A 20,683-nucleotide genomic window follows, 5' to 3' on the forward strand; every position below is an offset into this window, starting at 1 on the left:
CCGACCCACGCGCCACCAGGGGGCTCCGCCGTGCCGGCGGGCTGCCCGGCCGCGCGCCAGGCCCGGCGGCCGTCGGCCGGTGCCGGGCTGTGGGCACCGTTTAGGGTCGACCCCATGCGGATCACCGTTCTCGGCGGGCTCGGCGCGTGGCCTACCGAACGGCAGGCGTGTTCCGGCTTCCTGGTGGAGCACGAGGGGTTCCGGTTGCTGGTCGACCCCGGTTACGCGACCCTGCAACCGCTGCTCGCCCGGGTGCCGGCGGCCGAGGTGGACGCCGTGTACGTCAGCCACGGCCACCCCGACCACTGCGCTGACCTCCAGCCGTTGCTGCGGGCCCGGGTGCTCGCCGACCGGAACGGTCCGCCGCTGCCGGTGTACGCCCCTGCCGGCAGCCTGGAGCGGCTACTCGCGATCGACGAGCCGGGCCTGATCGCCGGGGCGTACCGGCTTCACGAGTTCGCCCCGGGCGAGCGCTTCGGGGTCGGGCCGTACACCGTGGACACCTGGTCGCTGCCGCACTGGTTGCCGAACGCCGGGGCCCGGTTCGCCGCCCGGGATGCGGTGTTCGGCTACACCGGGGACACCGGGCCCAGCCCCGACCTCGTCGCGCTGGCCCGGGACGCCGACCTGCTGATCGCCGAGGCAACCTACGCCGACGTGATCCCGGACCGGCATGCCGGGAATCTCTCCAGCGCCCTGGAGGTCGGCCGGTACGCCGCGACCGCGCGGGTCCGCCGGCTCCTGCTGACCCATCTGTGGCCCGGCACCGATCCGCAGGCCGCTGTCGCGGCCGCCCGGCAGGCGTACGGCGGGCCGGTCGACGTGGCCGGGCCGGGCGTCGTGGTGACGGTGCCGTAGTCGGGCCGGCTACCGCGGGAACTGGCTTGCCTGGTCCCCACGCCTGCGGCAGCCTTCGTGGTGTGATCGAAACCCGTGTGCTCGACGAGGGCGATTGGAAGATCTGGAGGGAGCTGCGGCTCGCCGCATTGGTAGAAGCGGCGTACGCCTTCGGCTCCCAACTGGCGGACTGGCAGGGCGACGGCGACCGTGAGGAACGCTGGCGCGGTCGGCTGGCCATCCCCGGCTCGTACAATGCAGTGGCGATGCTCGACGGGCAGCCCGTCGGGATGGCCAGCGGGGTGCCGACCGATCTGGACGGCGTCGTCGAGCTGATCTCGATGTACGTGGCGCCGGTAGGCCGGGGCCGGAGCGTGGGCGACCACCTCGTGCGGGCGGTCGAGCAGTGGGCCCGGCAGGTGGGCGCGGGGACGCTGCGGCTGGCCGTGGTGGAGGGCAACAAGAACGCCTGGGCGCTCTACCAGCGCAACGGCTTCCGTGACACGGGTGAGCCCGGCGATCTCATGCCCGACGGCCTGCGTCGGGAGCACATCATGGCCAAGAGTCTCATTCCTTAGCGGTCCGGCCGTCGATCGAGGGTGCGCCGCTACCGGATGCCTGGTGGCGGCGCACCCCTCGCCCTGCTCAGCACCGTGCTCAGGTTGCTGCGACGATAAGCTTTCTGATCAGCATGGCGTCCGCGTCAGCCATCGCTCAGGGCCAGGTCTGACGGGCGCAACGCGGGTCGGACGGATTCGGCTGCGTCGCGGCGAGAGATTTCTCCGGGGCCGTGTCGATCCGCGGGCCGCTCGTTCGACGTGTGGGTGCGAGTGCGAGGGCCGAGAGGCGGCCCCGCCGGACGAGGAGAACGCGATGCCGAAGTACATGCTGATCATGCGGGGCACCGATGAGTCGAACGCGGCCCTGATGGCCGGGTTCGAAGAGCTGGCGGCCACGACCTACCACTACATCGAGGAGCTGGTCAAGGCCGGCGTGTTCGTCGCGGCCGAAGGGCTGGACGATGCGGGCCAGGGCGTCGTGGTCGACTTCAGCGGCGAGGCCCCGGTGGTCACGGACGGGCCGTACGGAGAGACCAAGGAACTGTTCGGGGGCTACTTCCTGCTCGATGTCGCCTCGAAGCAGGAGGCGGTGGAGTGGGCCAAGCGGGTCCCGTCGGTCACTGGGTCCAAGATCGAGATCCGGCGGGTGGCCGGGGACGACGAGATGCCGCAGGACAACGAGGGGTCCGTCGAGGAACGGGCTGGGAGCGAGAGCACCGGCCGGATCTGATGGGTACGGCCGACGTCGAGGCCGTCTGGCGGATCGAGTCGGCGCGGATCGTCGCCGCGCTGACCCGGTTCACCGGCGATTTCGGGCTGGCCGAGGATGCCGCCCAGGAGGCGGTGGCCGAGGCGCTGGTGTCGTGGCCGCTCACCTCTCCGGCCAATCCGGCCGGCTGGCTGATGGCCACGGCCCGGCGGCGGGCGATCGACGCGATCCGCCGCCGGACTGCCCTGCAGGACCGATACGCCCTGCTGGCGGCTGACCCGGTGGTCGACGAGGACATCGACCCCGACCGGATCGACGACGACATCCTGGCGCTGATGTTCGTCAGCTGCCACCCGGTGCTCTCCCCCGAGGCCCGGGTGGCGCTGACCCTGCGCGTGGTCGGCGGCCTGTCCACCGAACAGATCGCCCGCGCGTTCCTGGTACCCGTGCCGACCGTGCAGGCCCGCATCACCCGGGCGAAGAAGACGATCGCGGCGGCCGGGGTGCCGTTCGAGCTGCCGCCGGCCGGTGAGCGCCGGGAACGGCTGGGCGGCGTGCTCAGCGTCGTCTACGTGATCTTCACCGAGGGGTCGACGGCCACGTCGGGCGACCGGCTGCTACGCCCCGGCGTCGCGTACGAGGCGATCCGGCTGGCCCGCACGCTGGCCGCGCTGCAGCCGGACGAGCCGGAGGTGCACGGTTTGCTCGCGCTGTGCGAGCTGACGGCCGCGCGCTTCCCGGCCCGGACCGGCCCGGATGGTTCGCCGATCCTGCTGGCGGACCAGGACCGGCGGCGGTGGGACTTCTCGGCGGTCCGCCGTGGGCTGGCCGCGCTGGCCAAGGCATCGGCTCGCGGGCTCGGCCCCTACGGCCTGCAGGCTGCGATCGCCGCCGCCCACGCGTCGGCGCCGTCGGTGGAGGCGACCGACTGGGACCGGATCGTGGTGCTCTACGAGGCGCTCGGCCGGGTCGCGCCCTCGCCGGTGGTCGAGCTCAACCGGGCCGTCGCCGTGGCCATGGCCTCGGGTCCGGCGCAAGCCCTGGCCATGGTGGACGAGCTGATCGCCTTGGACCGGCTCCCCGGTTCGCATTTGGTTCCGACCGTACGCGGTGAGCTGCTGGCCCGCCTCGGTCGGCGACCTGAGGCGCGCGCCGAGCTGGAGCTGGCGGCCCGGCTGTGCGCCAACCAGCTCGAACGCTCAGTGCTGCTGCGCAAGGCGGCCGCGCTGGGCTGACTTCTCCAGCGCGGCCGGCCGGGATTCGAGTGCGGCCCGGATGCCGTCGATCGCGTCGGCCCCGACGGCCAGGCGCAGCGGCGGCTCCGCCATGCCGGCGACCGCGACGATCGCGTCGGCCACGTCGGCGAATCCCCGAACGCGGACGGCGGGAGCGCGGCGAACCCGGTGAGAAACTCGCCCACGGTCGGCGCGTAGACCTCGTCGGGCGCGACGACGTGGGCGGTGCTGGCGAAGTCGGTCGCGAACGTGCCGGGTTCGACGATCGTCACCCGCACGCCGGCCGGGCCACTTCCGCGGCGAGCGCCTCGCTGAGCAGCTCGACGGCCGCCTTCGAGGCCGAGTAGAGCCCGGACGAGGCCCACGCGAACTGCCCGGTCAGCGAACCGCAGCACCTCCTCGGCCTCGGGCGCGGTGAAAAGACCACGTGCACCGATCGCAGGCCTTGAGCGTCCTGGGCCAGACGCGCCTGGCTCGGCCAGCAGCACGTCGAAACGCTGCCGTGGCCAGCCCCGACGGCCGGCAATAGGCGGGTAGCCGTCGAGCAGCTCGAGGGCGCGGCTGAAGTCGGGGGATGTTGGCGCGCTGGTCAGCACGTAGATCGGGGTGCCGTTGCCGTCACAGATCAGATGGTGTTTGGGAACCGGGCTTGCGCGGTTGACCGGCGACGGGCCTGTCCCGAGACCCCTTTTTGGCGTCGATGTGATTGCCGTCCATCGCCGCGCGCGACCAGTCGATCCGGTTCCCTGTGTTCAACCGCTCGGGCAGGATCTGGTGGAGTTGGTCGAACACGCCGGCATCAATCCAGCGTTTCAACCGCCGCCAGCAGGTCGTACCGGGGCCGAAGCCGAGTTCTTGCGGGACTTTAAGCATGGCGAGGTAGTTAAGCGCCGTACACACTCATCTCGGCTATGAGAGTGCGTTGTGGGGTGGCTTTCTCTGGGCGTTGCGGTTGTATACCGCGACCTGGTTCGGTGATACTCGCGGCGTGCCCGTGCCGTATGAAGAGGTCTCGCACTTGGCGCGTATCGTCTTTTTCGTCAGCGTCGGCGCCTTCTCTGCGGGCGAACTCTCACAGGCGCTCCGCGTACGCCGCGGCGCGACGGGCGTCAGTGTGCGCGCGGAGATTGTGTTCAGAGCGATGTTCTTCAGTGCGATCCTGCTGTTGCCCGTCGGTCGAGCTGTCGCCCCGGGCGCCGTGATCGCCGGTGGTGTGTGGCTGTTCGCGCTTGGCGTGGTGATCGGGTGGCTCGGCCTGCTGCTGCGCTGGTGGTCTTTTGCGAGCCTGGGGAACTACTTCACCGTGGTGCTGAAGACCAGTGAGGACCAGCCGGTTGTGGAACGGGGTCCATACAGGGTTCTGCGACACCCGAGCTACACCGGCCTACTGCTCGCCATCGCGGGAGGCGGCCTGATGTTGGGAAATTGGGTCAGCGCCGTGGGCGCGGCCGGCTTGGTGCTGATCGCCCTGATCTATCGCCTTCGGATCGAGGAGCGCGCCCTGAGTGCGGCACTGGGCGACCGCTACCGAGAGTTTGCAGCGGGCCGCGCCCGGCTCATCCCCTACGTGTGGTAACCCTTGCTACCCAGCCCGATCCGTCTCGCCCACGCGGAACCTTGATGTGGCAGCAGGTTCGCGCGCTCATCGGCAAGTCCGGACGTCGGCTCCATTCGCTTGACAAGACACTCCGTAACGCGCGGATCGCGGCAGGTGCGGATGTTGCTCGCTGCCGGTAGCCTTTTACACTGTCACGATGATCGGTCCCACCTCCCTTCCGGGAGGCGTAATATTGCGCCCATTGGATTTCGGCGACGCGCCTGCGCTGCTCGACGCGTACATCCGCAGTCGTGAGCATCTGCGTCCCTTCGATCCGGTGCGACCCGACTCGTTTTGGACGCTTGCAGGTCAGCAGAGTCGGCTCGACACGATGATGCAGCAGCAGAAGGAGGGCAGGCTACTGGCCTGCGCGATGCTGCGTGACGGTCGGGTGCTGGGGTGCGCAACGCTCAACACGATCGTGTTCGGTCCTTTCTGCAGCGCAAGTCTCGGGTACTGGGTGGAACCCGCCGAGGTCGGGCGAGGCCTCGCGAGCGCCGCTGTCGCAGCGCTTTGCCGGATCGCCGACGAGGAGCTTGGTCTACACCGGATCGAAGCAAGCACGAGCCCGTTGAACCTCGCCTCTCAGCGGGTGCTGGCCAAAAATGGGTTTGAACAGTGGGGAACGGCGCGCAAATACCTGCACATCAACGGTAGATGGCAGGACTCCCATCTGTTCCAGCGGATTCTCAACGATCGGCCACCGAGCTTCGACTGAGGAGGTAGATGAACATCCGCACATCGGCACGACAGCGCACTGCGCCGGCCGGGCCAACGCGCGGACAGCGGCAGTTGAGTATGCGCGACCGATTCCATGCGACTCAGTCCCACCAGACGGCAACGGCAAGCCGCCGCCGCGCCGCATGTGCGTAGGAGTCGCGCAGCGCGGCGAAATGCCGGTGCAGGTACGGCCCCGGGTGCCCATCGAACTCGCGCATGTCGATGGTCAGTAGCGCCGCCGTTGCATCTTCAGGAAGGACGGCCAGCACGGCGTCCGTCTCAACCTGCCCAAGCAGCCTGGCAACCTCAGCGACGATGTCCGGTTCAAGCGCCGCCACGGGGTGCTCCCACACCGTGTCCTGGCGGCTGCGGTAGGCAGGATTGATCTCCACGTCGCCGCCGAGCCCGCGCCGCAGCGCTACGAGGATCGGCGTACTGACCTGCGCTAGTTCGAAGACGCCGACGAGCGGCGCCGGCGCCCAATCGAGGTCCAGGTAGTCCGATGAGGGCAGCAGCTCAAACGAACAGAGCTTGTCCAACTCCTCCACCAAGCCGCGGCACACGGCAAGCTGGTCGGGCGAGAGTCGTGCCAATTGTTGCGTTACCGCCACGCCCGAGAGTTTCTCAGACCGTCGATTGCCACCGCCTACTGAACGCACTCACCTCGGCAGGATCACGCGCCCGCTCCCCGGCCCCTCGTGACGCACGGCGAGACCGGGTCGGCGGCAGATCCGTATGACCTACACCGAGGAGCCCACAGTGTCGGCAACGACGGGTGCCGGCCGAGTCGATGGTGTCGATCAGCAGTTGTCCGCACCCGACGCTGTTGGATCGCTGAGCTGCAACCGCTCGCGTAGCCGCCGCGCTTCGCGACCGCGGTAAACCCGCAGGACGCTTACCAGGGTGTCGCGTACGTCCGGATCGGGATGATCGGCCAGGTATGCCAACTCCTCGGCGCCGCCGCGCCGGCCTTGGCCCAGCTCGCAGAGCACGTCGATGATCTCGTCGGCGGTGCTCGCCGTCCGCAACCGCATCATCAGCTCAAGCTTCGGCTTGGGTGGCTCGTCGTAAGGGAAGCGGCGGCGCAACTTGGCCACCTTGTACCCCCCGCGCGGGAGACAGGATGGACACGGGCAGGGCCGCCGGCCGTGGGCTGCCGGCAAGTACCGCCAACCGACTCCCTGCGGAACGTTACGGATCCGTCGTACCTCGGCGCTCGTGATCGCGCGGGGCACGAACACCTCGTAGCCGCGCGGATCGTCGAGCTCACGCACCGCCGCGACCGCTCGTGCTGCGGTGGCGTCGCGCGGTGGGGCACCGTAGCGCCCGACGGTCACCGGCTCGTCGTCGGGCAGCCGCAGGTGCACCCCTACCAGCACGCCCGAGTGCCAGCGCCGCAGCTCACGAACCCACTGGTAGGTGAGAGTGAACGACGGCAGCATCGGCATGCAGTACACGCCCCGTCCGCCGGCCCACCCGTGGCTACGCGCGGCGATTCCCGAGCGCTCGATGCGTCGAGCCGACTGCGCCACGGTGATGTGCACGAACTCCGCCATTGCCAGGATGGTAGCCGGCTGGCGGGTGGTGACGGTCACGAGTTCTCGGGCGCCCTACACGATCGGAGCGACGAACAACGCAGTCGGGTAGGCGGGACGCATTGCTGCGTCCCGCCCCCCTCAGAACCGTGCGTGCCACTCGTCGCGGCACACGGCTCAAGCAAGCCGCTTGGGCGATTTCAGGTGTGCTTCTGCAGGTTCCTGACCCTGGGCCAGTCGCCTTCCTTCGTCGCCTTGAAGATCCTGCCCCGTAGCCGCCGTACGTTCTCCTCGTGGCGCCGCCAGGCGACGGTGTCCCACTGTGGAGATACGTCCTCAGGTCCGTTCACTCCGAGGGCCGCCATCGCAACATCGAAAGCTAAAGCCGTCATCGCGTCTAACTTGTCCTTCGGTTCGGGTGGTTGCGGTGCGTCGTCGTCAAAGGCTCACCCGCCACACGTCAGCCTGCTTTCGCAGCCGGGCACAAGGTCCGGTATCCGGCCGGTTATACGACAACGACCGGTAGGAGGACCGGTCTAAACGTTCCCGCTTTCCCGTTGCCTTTCAGCCTGCCGGCGTTCGCTTCTTGGGCGTCCTGTTCCCGCCACGGAGTTGGGCTCTCCTCACGGTCGGCTTACCACGACATCCGAGGACGTCGTGGACCGTGCCGGGGTTTCCACGTTCCACACGCGTGAGACACGGCCGGGTCGGGTGCCCTCTTGACCCCGGAGGCGACGGTATCCACACGACCGTAGATGAGTCCTCGGTCGTCGTCTGCCGACTCTCAGCGGCTAGCCTCTTTATCTCCCCGGCACCACATGTCCGACCCGGGGAATTGCCGTGACGAGGCATCAACGAGGGTTCACCATATTCACCCTTTCGGCCTTCCCCTCACCTGTGACTCCCAGTCGGTGCGGGAGTCCTTGGGCTTTCCCCTGAGCTTCGCACCCAGCCATTACTAGCCACGCACGTCAGGGCGGGGACCGGTCTCGGACACTGACCGGGAGCTACGTCTCGGGCATCTACACCCGACCTCCAATCGACGTACTCACTCAACACGTGCGACCTCGTGTCGCACCTCATCTCGGCAAAGTAGGGCGTCGGCAGGGCTGGCGATCGTCCGCGACTCGCGGCTTTACATGAGGACGCTTTGGCATCGATGGCCAGCACACACTCTGGGGTCGGAATCAGCCACCCGACGATCGCGACGCGAGAGGCTAGGTGGACGCCGTGAGCGAGGCCGAACCGTTCGACGGGACGATCGCGGCATGGCAGGCCGCCGGCGAGAGCGGTGACGCGGCGGCGGCCGCTCGATGCCTGGCGGACGACGTGGAAGTGATTTCACCGCTGACCGCAAAGTTCCGCTTCCGCGGCCGGGATCAGGTTGCTGAGATGCTGGGCGCCGCGTTCGACGTCATCAGCGGCATCCGCTTCCATACGGCGGTCGGTGCCGGTGACACCCGTGCGCTGTTCTACCACGCTCTTGCCGGCCGGGAGTAGATCGAGGAAGCTCAGTCCTGCGGCTCGACCCGGCTGGCCTGATCCGTGAAATGACCCTGTTCGGTCGCCCGATGCCCGGTCTTGCCGCAGTCATGGCCGACATCGGCCCTCGGCTACTTCAGCGACAGGGCCGTCCGGGGCTCGCCCGAGTCGTCAACCTGGCGACCAGGCCGCTGGCGGTCATCACCCGTCTCGGCGAGCGACGGCTCGTACCGCTCGCCGACCCAGACCGCGTCGAGCCAAGGTAGTCCAAGAGTCAATGACCTGGCGACTACGACCGGCGGCGCACCTCACGGGGTACCGCCGGTCTTGGCTTTCTCCATGGTCAGTCGCGCGCACCGACCGCCGCGCCGGACCGGCCGGCGGCAATGGCGGGCGCGTCGGGCCGGCGGGTGAGGACGAGGATCGACGTGACGAGCACGAGCAGCGCCAATCCGACGAAGCTCGAGAACCGCACCGTCCATAGTGGGCCGCGTGGGTTGTCGTCGATCGGGAAGGCGGCGCCCACGACGAGCAGCACCGTGGCGGTCCAGCCGAGAATCGCGGTGGCCCGGAGCACGCCGGTCGGCCGCCCAGCAGCCCACAGGGCACCCGGCGTCTGCAGCATCCCGGCGATCGAGAGCGTAACCAGCGCGGCGGGCAGGCCGATCAGCGCGATGCCTGCGCTGTTGGCCTGCAGGAGCGCGGTCAGCGCCCCGTCGTCGATCCGCGGATCGCCCTTGGCGATCGCGACGGCGTCGAGGAAAGAGGTGGCCATGCCGCCGACGGCCACCAGCGCCGCAGCACCCACGGCCGCCATCCGCGACCAGGCCGACTCCGCGATCCCGAGCCCCCGCGGCAGGAACACGATGAACGGAATGAAGAGCAGCATGAAGGCCGTACCGGCGAGGAAGTCCCCGACCAGGTAGCGGGTGCCGTTGTCCGCGAAGAAGTCGCGGAGTTCTGCCAGCGGCGCGTCGGACGCTGGCGGTTCACCCTGCAGACCACCCACGCTGCCCAGGAAAATGACGACCCAGGCCACGCCGAGGCCTCCGACCCACCGGGCCGGCGTACGAGAGAGCTCCATACCGGCGACGCTAGGCCCTGGGCCGGCGCAACACATCCGACCGGAAGCGGCAGGGTCCGTACGACGCTGGACGTACACGGCGTGGTTTGTGATCCGGCGGGCGACGGTGGGCCCGCCGGCCTTCGTTCAGGGTTACCAGTGTGCAACCCGCTGCGACTTCACCCTCAGCCGAAGATCACGCCTTGGCCCACCCGACTTCTCCTCGACAAGCGCACGGAGCCGTTACCACCGTCAGTCCGTATCACTGAGCGTTACCAGAGCCGACCGGTTTCGGCCGTAGCAAGCGTCCGCCTACTGGACCAACTGGCAAGTGCCCGAGGCCGTCCAGCGGGGTGCGGCTGTTCAAGCATGAAGAGGCCCGCCATCATCGCGCCCAGAAGGCGTCTTCTACGTTGGCTCAGGACTGCTTGGTGTGTTCGACGAAGGCCGTCCAAGCGGCCGGACTGAAGGTCAGCGCGGGGCCGTTCCTGTCCTTGCTGTCGCGGTGCTGGTCTACCTGGGCGGGCTGTTGGTTGAGGCGACCGACCAGCTCGGCCAGCTCCACTCGCAGACGAGGCTGGACCTCACCGAGCGCTTCCTCGCCTGGGACAGGGCCCGCGGCTGACCACCCTTGCCCACCCGAACGAGCAGTGCACCGGTGATCGCTGGCGGCAACCAGCGGCACCGGGGCCCTGTTCACCGGAGCGGGACCGCGCGGAGGCGGGGGCGGCGGCGCGGGGTGCCCGGAAGGTACGGCGGATCGCCGTACGAGTGAGAGAGAGGTGAGCACCCCGCGCCGTCGCGGACCGGGCGTTGCCGAGCGCCCGGCGGTGGCCCGTCGCGAACGGGCCTGGCCACGGGGTCAAGGATGCGGCCGGGAGGGCCGGTCCGGCAACGGAATTAGCCGCGGCGGCGGTGAGATTCCCACGGCCGTCGTATTGACCCCCTTGATCGGCAGGACCACACTTTGCCCACTCGTACCTGGGGAACCACCTCGAGGAGGTGTGCAGTGGCCACCACGCCCGCGCCGACCGCCGAGCAACCGATGGACGACGACGCCCGACGGCTCGCCGAACTCGGCTACAAGCAGGAGCTGCACCGCAAGTGGAGCGGCTTCTCCAACTTCGCCATCTCGTTCTCCATCATCTCGATCCTGGCCGGCTGCTTCACCACCTTCGGCCAGGCGTGGAACAACGGTGGACCGGTCGCCATCTCCTGGGGCTGGCCGCTGATCTCACTGTTCATCCTGATCATCGGCTTCTGCATGGCCGAGCTCGTGTCCGCTTACCCGACCGCAGGCGGGATCTACTGGTGGGCGGCGAAGATGGGTCGGCCGGTGCACGGCTGGTTCACCGGCTGGCTCAACCTGGTCGGGCTGGTCGCGGTCACCGCGTCGGTGGACTACGGCTGCGCGACGTTCCTCAACCTCACCCTCTCCGCGCTCTTCGACGGCTGGGCCGGCACGCTGCACCAGACCTTCTTGCTCTTCGTGGTGATCCTGGCCCTGCACGGGCTGATCAACATCTTCGGACACCACATCATCGACGTCCTGCAGAACGTCTCGGTCTGGTGGCACGTGGCCGGCGCGGCGGTGGTGGTGGCCATCCTGCTCCTCGTCCCGGACCACCACCAGAGCTTCCAGTTCGTCTTCACCGAGCGGTTCAACAACTCCGGCTTCGGCGACGGCGACACCGGTGGGCTGACCTTCTGGTTCTACGTGCTGCCGCTGGGCTTCCTGCTCACCCAGTACACGATCACCGGCTTCGACGCCTGCGCGCACGTCTCCGAGGAGACCCGGGGCGCCTCGCAGGCCGCCGCCAGCGGCCTCTGGAAGTCGATCTTCTATTCGGCGGTCGGCGGCTGGATCCTGCTGCTGGCGTTCCTCTTCGCCGCCACCGACGTGGACGCGATCAATGCCGCCGGCGGCTTCTCCGGGGCGATCTTCGAGACCGCGCTGACCCCGTTCTTCTTCAAGGCGGTCATCATCATCTCCACCATCGGGCAGTTCTTCTGCGGGATGAGCTGCGTGACCTCGATGTCCCGGATGACGTACGCGTTCAGCCGGGACCGCGCGGTGCCGGGCTGGCGGCTCTGGTCCCGGGTGGACCGCAACGGCACCCCGGTCAACGCGATCATCGGGGCGACGGTGGCCGGCCTGGTGCTCACCCTGCCCGCCCTGTACAAGAACTCGGCCGGCATCCCGGTCGCCTTCTACGCGGTGGTCTCGGTCGCGGTGATCGGGCTCTACCTGTCGTTCCTCATCCCGATCTTCCTGCGATTGCGGATGGGGGACCGGTTCGTCCCGGGGCCGTGGACGCTCGGCCCGAAGTACAAGCTCCTCGGCTGGATCGCGGTGGTCGAGATCGCGATCATCTCGATCTACTTCGTGCTGCCGATCGTCCCCGCCGGGGTGCCCGGCAACGACGAGTTCACCTGGTCGGCGGTGAACTACGCGCCGATCGCCGTGGGCGGGGTGCTGCTGCTGGTCGCCGTCTGGTGGTACGCCTCGGCCCGGAAGTGGTTCACCGGCCCCCGCCGTACCGTCGATCTGCCGGCGCCGCGACCGGCCCCGGACGGCGCCCGGGCCGACGAGCCGGCCTGACCTCGGACGTCCCGGTCCGCCGGCCCTCGGCGGACCGGGACATGACGCGGGTCGGTGCCGTGTCGGTATTGACGCGGACCGGATCCGGGCGGGCGATCGGTGTTTGCCGGGGCGGCCGCCCCGGGCATTGACGATGATCCGCTAGGCCGGTAGACCTTGGTGATGGAGGCTCGCCGATGAGGAAAGCTCCGCTCTCGCTGGAAGAACTGCGGGTCGCCATTCGGGGCGGCGAGATAGACACGGTGGTGCTGGCCCTGACCGACATGCAGGGCCGGTTGCAGGGCAAGCGGTTCCACGCCCCCTACTTCCTCGACGAGGTGGTCGCCCACGGCAGCGAGGGGTGCAACTACCTGCTCGCCGTCGACGTCGACATGAACACCGTCGACGGGTACGCGATGTCGTCCTGGGAACGCGGCTACGGCGACTTCGCGATGAAGCCGGACCTCACCACCCTGCGCCGGGTGCCCTGGCAACCGGGCACCGCCATGCTCCTGGCCGACCTGGAGTGGCTGGACGGCTCCGGCCCGGTGGTCGCCTCGCCCCGGCAGATCCTGCGCCGGCAGCTGGACCGGCTGGCCGCCCACGGGCTGACCGCGTACGCCGGCACCGAGCTGGAGTTCGTGCTCTTCCGCGACTCGTACGAGGAGGCGTGGCGGCGCGGCTACCGCGACCTCACCCCGGCCAACCAGTACAACGTGGACTACTCGCTGCTCGGCACCGCGCGGGTGGAGCCGCTGCTGCGGCGGATCCGCACCGAGATGGCCGGCGCGGGGTTGACCCCGGAGAGCGCCAAGGGCGAGTGCAACCTCGGCCAGCACGAGATCGCCTTCCGGTACGACGAGGCGGTGGCCTGCGCCGACCACCACGTCATCTACAAGAACGGCGCCAAGGAGATCGCCGCCCAGGAGGACATGTCGATCACCTTCATGGCCAAGCCGAACGCCCGCGAGGGCAACTCCTGCCACATCCACTTCTCGTTGCGCGACCGCGACGGCCGCTCCGCGATGCTGGGGGACGGGCCGGCGCGCCTGAGCCTGACCGGGCAGCGGGTGCTCGCCGGGCTGCTCGACACCATGCGGGAGCTGAGCCTCTTCTTCGCCCCGAACGTCAACTCCTACAAGCGCTACCAGCCCGGCTCGTTCGCCCCCACCGCGCTGCGCTGGGGCACCGACAACCGCACCTGCGCGCTGCGGCTGGTCGGGCACGGGCAGGGCATGCGGGTGGAGAACCGGGTGCCCGGCGCCGACGTCAACCCGTACCTGGCGGTCGCCGCCCTGGTCGCCGGGGCGGTGCACGGCATCGAGCGGGAGTTGGAGCTGGGCGACGAGTGCGCCGGCAACGCGTACGACGACCCGACCGCCGAGCGGGTCCCCGCCACCCTCCGCGACGCCCTCGCCCTCTGGGAGTCCTCCACGGTCGCCAAGGACGCCTTCGGCGACGAGGTGATCGCCCACTACGCCAACCACGCGAAGGTGGAACTGACCGCCTTCGACGCCGCCGTCACCGACTGGGAACTCGCCCGTGGCTTCGAACGCCTCTGAGGCCGGCAAGATCGTGGGGGAGAGGGGACGGTGGGGGCGTGAGTGAGGTCAGGAACCCGGCGACGGGGGAGGTGGTGGCGGAGGTGGCCGGCACGTCGCTCGCGGAGACGGATGCGGCGATCTCGCGGGCGGCGGTCGCGTACGAGTCTTGGCGGGGGGTTGCGCCGGGGGAGCGGGCGCGGGTGTTGCGGCGGTTCGCCGCGTTGGTGGACGCGCATCTGGAGGAGTTGGCGCTGCTGGAGGTGCGCAACTCGGGGCACACCATCTCCAATGCCCGGTGGGAGGCGGGGAACGTCCGGGACGTCCTCGACTACTACGCGGGGGCGCCGGAGCGGCTGACCGGGCAGCAGATCCCGGTGCCGGGCGGGCTCGACGTCACCTTCCACGAACCGCTCGGCGTGGTCGGGGTGATCGTGCCGTGGAACTTCCCGATGCCGATCGCCGGCTGGGGCTTCGCCCCGGCGCTCGCCGCCGGCAACACCGTCGTGCTCAAGCCCGCCGAGCTGACCCCGCTGACCGCGCTGCGCCTCGCCGAACTGGCCCTCGAAGCCGGGCTGCCGGAGGGCGTCTTCACCGTGCTGCCCGGCGCCGGAAGCGTGGTGGGGGAGCGCTTCGTCACCCACCCGGCGGTGCGCAAGGTCTGCTTCACCGGCTCCACCGAGGTCGGGACGCGGATCATGGCCGGCTGCGCCGCGCAGGTCAAACGGGTCACCCTGGAGCTGGGCGGCAAGTCCGCCAACCTGGTCTTCGCCGACGCCGACCTGGCGAAGGCCGCCGCCGCCGCGCCGTACGCCGTCTTCGACAACGCCGGCCAGGACTGCTGCGCCCGCTCCCGGATCCTGGTCCAGCGGCCGGTGTACGACCGGTTCCTGGAACTCCTCGAACCGGCCGTGCGCGCCTTCCGGGTGGAGGACCCGGCGGCGGAGACCGCCGAGATGGGCCCGCTGATCACCGCCGCCCACCGCGACCGGGTCGGCGGGTACGTCGACGGCGCGAAGGTGGCGTTCACCGGCTCACGTCCCGACGGCCCCGGCTTCTGGTACGCCCCGACGGTGCTGCTCGCCGAGTCGCCGGCCGACCGGCACTGGCGGGAGGAAATCTTCGGCCCGGTGGTCTCGGTGCTCCCGTTCGACGACGAGGCCGACGCGATCCGGCTGGCCAACGACACCGAGTACGGCCTCTCCGGCTCGATCTGGACCCGGGACGTCGGGCGGGCGGTCCGGGTGGCCCGGGCGGTCGAGTCGGGCAACCTCAGCGTCAACTCGCACTCCTCGGTGCGCTACTGGACCCCCTTCGGCGGGATGAAGCGCTCCGGCCTCGGCCGGGAGCTGGGTCCGGACGCGCTGCACGCCTTCACCGACGTCAAGAACGTGTTCATCTCGACAGAGGAGTGACCTCAGTGCAGGGACGGCTACAGGACCGGGTCGCCGTGGTGACCGGGGCGGGCAGCGGAATCGGCTTGGCCACCGTGCGGAGGTTCGCCGCCGAGGGGGCCCGGGTGGTCTGCGCCGACATCGACCCGGAGGCGGGCAAGCGGGCCGCCGACGAGGTGGGCGGGGAGTTCGTGGCCACCGACGTGGCCGACGAGGCGGCGGTCCGGGATCTCTTCGACGGGGTGGCGGCGCGGCACGGGCGGGTGGACGTCGCGTTCAACAACGCCGGCATCTCCCCGCCGGACGACGACTCGATCCTGGAGACCGGGCTGGACGCCTGGGAGCGGGTGCTCCGGGTCAACACCACCAGCGTCTACCTCTGCTGCAAGCACGTCATCCCGCACATGCGCCGGCAGGGCAAGGGATCGATCATCAACACCGCCTCCTTCGTCGCGCTGATGGGGGCGGCCACCTCGCAGATCGCGTACACGGCGAGCAAGGGCGGGGTGCTGGCGATGACCCGGGAGCTGGGGGTGCAGTTCGCCCGGGAGGGCATCCGGGTCAACGCGCTCTGCCCCGGCCCGGTCGCCACCCCGCTGCTGCTGGAGCTCTTCGCGGCCGACCCGGAGCGGGCCGCCCGGCGGCTGGTGCACGTGCCGATGGGCCGGTTCGGCCAGCCGGAGGAGATCGCCGCCGCGGTGGCCTTCCTGGCCAGCGACGACTCGTCGTTCATGACCGCGGCGCAGTTCGTGGTGGACGGCGGCATCACCGGCGCGTACGTGACCCCGCTGTGAGCCGCCCGCTCATCGGGATCACCGCGTACGTGGAGCCGGCCAGCTGGGCGGCGTGGCGGGACGTGCCGGCGGCGCTGGTGCCGCAGGCGTACGTCCGGGCGGTCACCGCCTCCGGCGGCCGGGCCCTGGTCCTGCCCCCGGACGACGCCGACGCGGACGTGCTGCGGGTCCTCGACGGGCTGCTCCTCGCCGGCGGCGCCGACGTCGGCCCGGAGCGGTACGGCCAGCCGCACGATCCGCGTACCGAGAGTCGCGCCGACCGGGACGCCGGCGAGCTGGCCCTGCTCACCGCGGCGCTCGCCGCGGACCTGCCGGTGCTCGGGGTGTGCCGGGGGATGCAGCTGCTCGCGGTCGCCCGCGGCGGGGCGCTGCACCAGCACCTGCCGGACGTGGTCGGGCACGACGGGCACCGGCCGGCGCCCGGGGTGTACGGGGCGCATCCGGTCCGGTTCGCCCCCGACAGCCTGGCCGGGTCGGTGCTGGCGGGGGTGGACCGGGTCAACTCCTACCACCATCAGGCGGTGGCGGACCCGGGCGACCTGACGGTCACCGGGTGGGCCGACGACGGGGTGGTGGAGGCGCTCGAGGATCCGCGGCGGCGCTTCCTGTTGGGCGTGCAGTGGCACCCGGAGATCGATCCGGACCCGCGCCCGGTGGCCGCACTGGTCCAGGCCGCGCGCGCCGGTCACCGCTGACCCCAGGACATGTTGCACAGATCACATTGCCGCGCCGACGACGCGCGGTGACCGCGCCCGTGCGCAGGCCGGGCGCTGCCCCGGCCCGCGCGTTCGCCCACGGGCGGTGGTTACGTCAGGATGAGGCGCAGGTAATCAGCGACCAACGGCTGCGGTGCGTTACGTTGCCTCTCCGTCTGGGTAGTACGCGGGGATGGCCGGCGAAGCTTCGCCGGCCGTCGTGAACGTTGGCCGGAGCGGGAGGCTGCATGAAGTCGGCCCAAGGGGGCGAGGGCGTGCGACGTTCGTCCTCGGGGACCGGCGAGGCGGAGCTGCCACCGCTGCTGACCGCGGCGTTCGCCGCGGGCGGCGAGATGGGTGAGCGGCTGCGCGCCTTCGACTGGTCCGCCACCCCGCTGGGCGACCCGGCGAGCTGGCCCCCGGCCCTCTGCCACGCCGTCAGCATGATGCTCTCCTCCCGCGCCCAGATCGTGATGTTCTGGGGCGAGGAGCACCACGCCTTCTACAACGACGGGTACCGGCCGACCATCGGGGCGAAGCATCCGGCGGTGATCGGGCAGCCCGCCCGCCTCCACTGGGCGGAGACCTGGGAGGTGCTGGGGCCGCTGCTCGACGGGGTGCGCCGCACCGGCGAGCCCTACCGCTGCGAGAACCACCCCTTCGTGATCGACCGGTACGGCTTCCTCGAGGACGTCTACTTCGACGTCTCGTACGACCCGATCCGCGACGGCGACGGCACCGTCAACGGCGTCTTCTGCTTCGTCAACGAGACCACCGGCCGGATGCTCGGCGAGCGCCGGCTGCGGGTCCTGGCCGAGCTGGGCTCCCAGCTCGCCGACGTGCAGAGCATCCCGGAACTCGGCGGGGTCGCCGCCCGAGTCCTCGACGGGAACCGGGCGGACGTGCCGTTCAGCCTGCTCTGGCTGCACGACTCCGACGGCAGCCCGACGCTGGCCGGCTGCGCCGGCGTCGAACCCGACCAGGTCGTCGGCGGGCCGCCGCAGGCGCCGCCGGTGACCATGGACGACCCGGACGGCCCGCGGACGGTGCCGGTCGCCGACCTGCTCGGCGGGGTGCCGCCGGAGGCGGCCGAGCACGCCCTCGTACTGCCGATCACCGCGACCAACGAGCCGGCCGGCGTGCTGGTACTCGGGCTCGCCCGCCGGCTGCCGCTCACCGACGAGTACCGCGACTTCAGCGACCTGGTGGCGGCGCAGATCTCCCGGGCGGTCGGCAAGCAGCGGGCGTACGAGCAGGAACGCGCGCGGGCCGCGGAGCTGGCCGCGCTGGACCGCGCCAAGACCAACTTCTTCGCCAACGTCAGCCACGAGTTCCGTACCCCGCTGACCCTGGTCCTGGGACCCATGGAGGATCTGCTCGCCGACCCCGGCCTGCCCCCGGCGTACACCGATCGGCTGACCATGATGCACCGCAACGCGCTGCGGCTGCTCAAGCTGGTCAACACCGTGCTGGACTTCTCCCAGCTGGAGTCCGGCCGGCTGGCCGCCCGGTACCAGCCCACCGACCTCGCCGACTACACCTCCCGGCTGGCCAGCACCTTCCGCTCGGCGATCGAGCGGGCCGGGCTGCGCCTGATGGTGGACTCCCCGCCGCTGCCCGCGCCGGTCCACGTCGACCGGGACATGTGGGAGAAGATCGTCCTCAACCTGGTCTCCAACGCGGTCAAGTTCACCTTCGACGGCGAGATCCGGGTCCGGGTGCGGGCGGTCGACGGTGCCGCCCGGGTCGAGGTCGTCGACACCGGGGTCGGCATCGCGCCGGAGGAACTCCCACACGTCTTCGAGCGGTTCCACCGGGTTCCGGGCGTCCGCTCGCGCACCCACGAGGGCACCGGGATCGGGCTCGCGCTGGTCCGCGAGCTGGTCGAGATGCACGGCGGCGCGGTCGAGGTGCACAGCCGGGTCGACGAGGGAACCACCTTCGCCGTGACCGTCCCGTTCGGACACGGGCACCTGCCCGCCGACCGGGTGGCCACCCTCGCCCCGATGCCGCTGACCGAGCCGGAGCAGGCCCGCCTGTACGTCGCCGAGACCGCGCTCTGGACCGACGAGGTCGGGCCGCCCGCCAGCCTGCCGGGACCGGCCGACGCGCCGGCCGGCGGCGGCCGGATCCTGCTCGCCGACGACAACGCGGACCTGCGCGAACACGTCACCCGCCTGCTCGCCCACTCCTACGAAGTGGTGGCCGTGCCGGACGGCGTGGAGGCGCTCCGGCTGGCCGTCGACTCCCCGTTCGACCTGGTGCTGACCGACGTGATGATGCCGCGCCTGGACGGCTTCGGGCTGGTCACCGCGCTGCGGGCGAACCCGGTCACCCGGCACGTGCCGATCGTGCTGCTCTCCGCCCGGGCCGGTTCGGCCGAGGCGATCGCCGGGCTCTCCGTCGGTGCCGACGACTACCTCACCAAGCCCTTCTCCAGCCAGGAGCTGATCGCCCGGGTCCGGGCCAACGTCGAGCTGGGTCAGCTGCGCGGACAGATCATCCGGCGGCTGAACGCCCTGGCCGACGCGGCCGTGGCGATCAACACCGCCCGCTCCACGGCAGACGTGGTGCAGGTCGCCGCCCGGCACGCGCTCAGCCTGACGGAGGCCGCCCGGGTCGTGGTGAACGCCACCGGGGCGCGCTACGAGGCGGACGGTGGCGGTGAGGCCGCCGCCGAGCCGTCGGTGGTGCTGCCGCTCAGCGGCACCACCGGCGAACACCTGGGCGAGCTGCGGGTGTGGCGGCGCGACAGGGACGGCACCGAGCAGGCCGTGCTGACCCAGCTGGCCCGCCTGGTCGGCGTGCGGCTGGAGAACGCCCAGCTCTACGAGGCCGAGCACCGGATCGCCACCACCCTCCAGCACAGCCTGCTGCCGCGTACGCTGCCGCAACGGCCCGGCGCCGTGGTGGCCAGCCGGTACCTGCCGGGCAGCGCCGACGTCGAGGTCGGCGGCGACTGGTACGACGTCATCGGCGCCGACGACGACGAGCTGGTGCTGGTGATCGGCGACGTGGTGGGCAAGGGCGTCCGGGCCGCCGCCGCGATGGGCCAGCTGCGCAACGCGCTGCGGGCGTACGTCCTGGAGGGCTTGGACCCGGGCCAGGCGTTGACCCGGCTGAACCGGCTGGTCGGCTCGACCGAGGGCGGCTCGTTCGCCACCGTGGTCTGCCTCTGGTTCTCCCCGCGCACCGGCCGCCTGCGGTACGCCAGTGCCGGTCACCCGTCCCCCCTGCTGATCCGCGGAGACGACGTGGCGTTCCTGCACGATCGAGCCCTCGGACCGCCGATCGGGGCGCTCCCGGAGACGGCGTACGGGACCGTCGAGGGTGAGCTGGCCCCCGGCGGTCGCCTGCTGCTCTACACCGACGGCCTGATCGAGGACCGACAGCTCGGCATCGACGCGGCGCTGGGCCAGCTGCGGCTGGACGCCGCCACCCGCGGCGAGCACGTGGCCGACGTGGTCGACGCGGTGGTCGAGCGGGTCGCCGGGCGACCCCGGCACGACGACGTGGCGGTGCTGGCCCTGGAGGCGGCCGAACTCAACCGGTTCGCGTTGCGGCTGCCGGCCGATCCGGCCCGGCTCAGCGTGCTGCGCAAGCGGTTGGAGGACTTCCTCCTCGCCCACCGGGTGGACGAGGACGACCTGTTCGATCTCACCGTGGCGATCTCCGAGGCCGCCGCGAACGCCATCGAGCATCCGGTGTCGCCGGCCGAGCCGGTGATCGACGTCGAGGTGACGATCGAGGACCGCACGGTGATCGCCACGATCCGCGACAGCGGGCAGTGGCGGGAGTCGACCAACTCGGGATTCCGGGGTCGGGGACTGACGCTGATCAAGGCGCTCGGCGAGCTGACGATGCGCCGTACCGCCGAGGGCACCGAGGTGACGCTGCGCCGGCAGCTGCGCGACTGAGCCGGACCGCCCGGCGACACCGG

General features: G+C 70.7%; 20 protein-coding genes. 13 read left to right on the forward strand and 7 right to left on the reverse strand.

Annotated elements, in window-relative coordinates; all coding sequences use genetic code 11:
* The first annotated feature begins 114 nt into the window (after window positions 1-114).
* The 4 genes from SLP03_RS02820 to SLP03_RS02835 all read left to right on the forward strand — a co-directional run bounded on the left by SLP03_RS02820 (window position 115) and on the right by SLP03_RS02835 (window position 3,341).
* Window positions 115-858, forward strand: coding sequence for an MBL fold metallo-hydrolase (locus SLP03_RS02820; RefSeq protein ID WP_319458897.1), 744 nt, complete (start codon window positions 115-117; stop codon window positions 856-858).
* Between the two features lie 62 nt (window positions 859-920).
* Window positions 921-1,415, forward strand: a complete 495-nt coding sequence (locus tag SLP03_RS02825; RefSeq protein ID WP_319458898.1) for a GNAT family N-acetyltransferase — start codon at window positions 921-923, stop codon at window positions 1,413-1,415.
* 295 nt (window positions 1,416-1,710) lie between these two features.
* Window positions 1,711-2,127 carry a YciI family protein gene (locus tag SLP03_RS02830; RefSeq protein WP_319458899.1) on the forward strand — a complete coding sequence of 139 codons (417 nt, stop codon included), beginning with the start codon at window positions 1,711-1,713 and terminating at the stop codon, window positions 2,125-2,127.
* Window positions 2,127-3,341: an RNA polymerase sigma factor gene (locus tag SLP03_RS02835; RefSeq protein ID WP_319458900.1), complete on the forward strand. Its 1,215-nt coding sequence runs from the start codon at window positions 2,127-2,129 to the stop codon at window positions 3,339-3,341. The genes SLP03_RS02830 and SLP03_RS02835 overlap by 1 nt, the downstream gene beginning before the upstream one ends.
* Here the strand turns inward: SLP03_RS02835 and SLP03_RS02840 are convergent.
* Together SLP03_RS02840 and SLP03_RS02845 are read right to left on the reverse strand one after the other, a co-directional pair.
* On the reverse strand, window positions 3,306-3,464 hold the full coding sequence (locus SLP03_RS02840; protein ID WP_319458901.1) for a hypothetical protein: 159 nt from the start codon (window positions 3,462-3,464) through the stop codon (window positions 3,306-3,308). The genes SLP03_RS02835 and SLP03_RS02840 overlap by 36 nt on opposite strands.
* Before the next feature lie 495 nt (window positions 3,465-3,959).
* On the reverse strand, window positions 3,960-4,214 hold the full coding sequence (locus SLP03_RS02845; RefSeq protein WP_319458902.1) for a hypothetical protein: 255 nt from the start codon (window positions 4,212-4,214) through the stop codon (window positions 3,960-3,962).
* A 115-nt stretch (window positions 4,215-4,329) separates the two neighbouring features.
* On the opposite strand from SLP03_RS02845, the gene SLP03_RS02850 reads away from it, so the two are divergent.
* Together SLP03_RS02850 and SLP03_RS02855 are read left to right on the forward strand one after the other, a co-directional pair.
* Entirely contained in the window at window positions 4,330-4,917 is a 588-nt protein-coding gene (locus tag SLP03_RS02850) for an isoprenylcysteine carboxylmethyltransferase family protein (protein WP_319458903.1), read from the forward strand.
* 178 nt (window positions 4,918-5,095) lie between these two features.
* Window positions 5,096-5,656 carry a GNAT family protein gene (locus tag SLP03_RS02855; RefSeq protein WP_319458904.1) on the forward strand — a complete coding sequence of 187 codons (561 nt, stop codon included), beginning with the start codon at window positions 5,096-5,098 and terminating at the stop codon, window positions 5,654-5,656.
* A 103-nt stretch (window positions 5,657-5,759) separates the two neighbouring features.
* Here SLP03_RS02855 and SLP03_RS02860 read toward each other — a convergent pair whose 3' ends face one another.
* From SLP03_RS02860 to SLP03_RS02870, 3 genes are all read right to left on the reverse strand, one after another.
* The gene (locus SLP03_RS02860) at window positions 5,760-6,269 is read right to left on the reverse strand and encodes a hypothetical protein (RefSeq protein WP_319458905.1); all 510 of its coding nucleotides are present in this window, start codon (window positions 6,267-6,269) and stop codon (window positions 5,760-5,762) included.
* Window positions 6,270-6,458: 189 nt separating this feature from the next.
* Entirely contained in the window at window positions 6,459-7,253 is a 795-nt protein-coding gene (locus SLP03_RS02865) for a HEAT repeat domain-containing protein (RefSeq protein WP_319458906.1), read from the reverse strand.
* 140 nt (window positions 7,254-7,393) lie between these two features.
* Complete coding sequence (locus SLP03_RS02870) at window positions 7,394-7,558, reverse strand: reverse transcriptase N-terminal domain-containing protein (RefSeq protein ID WP_319458907.1); 165 nt, start codon at window positions 7,556-7,558, stop codon at window positions 7,394-7,396.
* Between the two features lie 865 nt (window positions 7,559-8,423).
* On the opposite strand from SLP03_RS02870, the gene SLP03_RS02875 reads away from it, so the two are divergent.
* A complete protein-coding gene (locus SLP03_RS02875) occupies window positions 8,424-8,693 on the forward strand; it encodes a nuclear transport factor 2 family protein (RefSeq protein ID WP_319458908.1) in 270 nt (89 codons plus the stop codon).
* Between the two features lie 325 nt (window positions 8,694-9,018).
* Here the strand turns inward: SLP03_RS02875 and SLP03_RS02880 are convergent, their stop codons facing one another.
* Entirely contained in the window at window positions 9,019-9,714 is a 696-nt protein-coding gene (locus tag SLP03_RS02880; protein ID WP_319458909.1) for a hypothetical protein, read from the reverse strand.
* Window positions 9,715-10,156: 442 nt separating this feature from the next.
* Window positions 10,157-10,297 (reverse strand): DUF397 domain-containing protein, encoded by a 141-nt coding sequence (locus SLP03_RS02885; protein WP_319458965.1) that lies wholly within the window; start codon window positions 10,295-10,297, stop codon window positions 10,157-10,159.
* A gap of 450 nt (window positions 10,298-10,747) precedes the next feature.
* Between SLP03_RS02885 and SLP03_RS02890 the strand changes: the two genes are divergently transcribed.
* The 6 genes from SLP03_RS02890 to SLP03_RS02915 all read left to right on the forward strand — a co-directional run bounded on the left by SLP03_RS02890 (window position 10,748) and on the right by SLP03_RS02915 (window position 20,660).
* Window positions 10,748-12,340 carry an amino acid permease gene (locus SLP03_RS02890; RefSeq protein ID WP_319458910.1) on the forward strand — a complete coding sequence of 531 codons (1,593 nt, stop codon included), beginning with the start codon at window positions 10,748-10,750 and terminating at the stop codon, window positions 12,338-12,340.
* A gap of 176 nt (window positions 12,341-12,516) precedes the next feature.
* Window positions 12,517-13,881: a glutamine synthetase family protein gene (locus SLP03_RS02895; RefSeq protein WP_319458911.1), complete on the forward strand. Its 1,365-nt coding sequence runs from the start codon at window positions 12,517-12,519 to the stop codon at window positions 13,879-13,881.
* Between the two features lie 38 nt (window positions 13,882-13,919).
* The gene (locus tag SLP03_RS02900) at window positions 13,920-15,275 is read left to right on the forward strand and encodes an aldehyde dehydrogenase family protein (RefSeq protein WP_319458912.1); all 1,356 of its coding nucleotides are present in this window, start codon (window positions 13,920-13,922) and stop codon (window positions 15,273-15,275) included.
* A 5-nt stretch (window positions 15,276-15,280) separates the two neighbouring features.
* On the forward strand, window positions 15,281-16,048 hold the full coding sequence (locus tag SLP03_RS02905; RefSeq protein WP_319458913.1) for a 3-oxoacyl-ACP reductase: 768 nt from the start codon (window positions 15,281-15,283) through the stop codon (window positions 16,046-16,048).
* A complete protein-coding gene (locus SLP03_RS02910; RefSeq protein WP_319458914.1) occupies window positions 16,045-16,743 on the forward strand; it encodes a gamma-glutamyl-gamma-aminobutyrate hydrolase family protein in 699 nt (232 codons plus the stop codon). The genes SLP03_RS02905 and SLP03_RS02910 overlap by 4 nt, the downstream gene beginning before the upstream one ends.
* A 248-nt stretch (window positions 16,744-16,991) precedes the next feature.
* Entirely contained in the window at window positions 16,992-20,660 is a 3,669-nt protein-coding gene (locus SLP03_RS02915) for a SpoIIE family protein phosphatase (protein WP_319458915.1), read from the forward strand.
* The last annotated feature ends 23 nt before the right edge of the window (window positions 20,661-20,683 follow it).

It is taken from the genome of Micromonospora sp. RTP1Z1, assembly GCF_033804685.1.
GTDB lineage: Bacteria > Actinomycetota > Actinomycetes > Mycobacteriales > Micromonosporaceae > Micromonospora.

Bases quoted from the DNA above. Each gene is read 5' to 3' on its own strand.
- SLP03_RS02855 (WP_319458904.1), top strand. From the start codon at position 5,096: ATGATCGGTCCCACCTCCCTTCCGGGAGGCGTAATATTGCGCCCATTG.
- SLP03_RS02915 (WP_319458915.1), top strand. From the start codon at position 16,992: ATGAAGTCGGCCCAAGGGGGCGAGGGCGTGCGACGTTCGTCCTCGGGG.
- SLP03_RS02845 (WP_319458902.1), bottom strand. From the start codon at position 4,214: ATGCTTAAAGTCCCGCAAGAACTCGGCTTCGGCCCCGGTACGACCTGC.
- SLP03_RS02830 (WP_319458899.1), top strand. From the start codon at position 1,711: ATGCCGAAGTACATGCTGATCATGCGGGGCACCGATGAGTCGAACGCG.
- SLP03_RS02820 (WP_319458897.1), top strand. From the start codon at position 115: ATGCGGATCACCGTTCTCGGCGGGCTCGGCGCGTGGCCTACCGAACGG.
- SLP03_RS02835 (WP_319458900.1), top strand. From the start codon at position 2,127: ATGGGTACGGCCGACGTCGAGGCCGTCTGGCGGATCGAGTCGGCGCGG.
- SLP03_RS02870 (WP_319458907.1), bottom strand. From the start codon at position 7,558: ATGGCGGCCCTCGGAGTGAACGGACCTGAGGACGTATCTCCACAGTGG.
- SLP03_RS02895 (WP_319458911.1), top strand. From the start codon at position 12,517: ATGAGGAAAGCTCCGCTCTCGCTGGAAGAACTGCGGGTCGCCATTCGG.